This is a genomic window from Paenibacillus sp. P4_E11 (assembly GCF_056401635.1).
Map to the genome: position 1 here is coordinate 1 of NZ_JBFUIX010000576.1, position 929 is coordinate 929.

General features: G+C 48.3%; 1 protein-coding gene. It reads left to right on the top strand.

Annotation, left to right across the window (positions count from 1 at the left end; translation table 11 throughout):
• Positions 1-383 precede the first annotated feature (383 nt).
• The coding region (locus AC1DWB_RS36155) for an HAD family hydrolase (RefSeq protein WP_477545870.1) at positions 384-929 on the top strand (546 nt) is incomplete at its 3' end.

The following is a 929-nucleotide window of genomic DNA, read 5'->3' on the forward strand; positions in this document are numbered from 1 at the left end:
GCCATAAGGTTCGGCTGCCTTTGTTCAACTAATGGGCATATGGTATAACGCTCGTGAAACCTCGGATTGCTTCGATTGGATAGGATTGACAACCGAGATCTACGTTCATATAATATGAATGAATCATTCATTTCGAGGTGTGACATGGAGGGTTGCTCAATCAAAGAGTTCTTGGATGAGAAGTCCAAACAACATAGGAAGCACACGAGCATCACTATTGGATGGCGCCTGAGTCGTGCCATCTTTGCGCATATCTGCCGAGGAGTCAGTTTGGAGGAAGCCATCACCGACAACGCGAATATCAGTGGCCCGTCTACTTATGGGTGATCAACGGCGCGTGATGGCACGCATGGTTGCCGCAGTTGACAAAGGAGAACGAAACAATGAAAAAGTACATACTCTTCGATCATGATGGTGTTCTGGTTGATACTGAATTCTGGTATTACAAAGCGGGAGAACGCGCTCTGGCTGACATTGGATTTACCTTGGATAAAGATCAATACCTCCGCGACATGACCCAGTCATTGGGCACTTGGTCCCAAGCTAGGGCGGCAGGTATTGATGAACAGACCATCAGCAAGCAGCGTGAGGTCCGCAACGTCTATTATCAGGATTATCTAAGAACAGAAGCCCTAGAGATTGAAGGCGTAGTTGAAACTCTAGCCGAGCTGTCAAAGTACGTCCGCATGGCCATCGTGACGACTGCAAAACGTGCGGATTTTCATCTTATTCATGAAAAGCGCCAGATTAGACAATTCATGGAATTCGTCCTTGTTCGCGAAGATTACGAGCGCACCAAGCCGCACCCGGAACCATACTTGACCGGCCTAAAGCGCTTCGGAGCTACCAAAGAAGAGACCTTGGTTGTAGAGGATTCAAACAGAGGGTTGAACTCAGCCGTGGCGGCTGGTATCGACTGTGCTATTGTC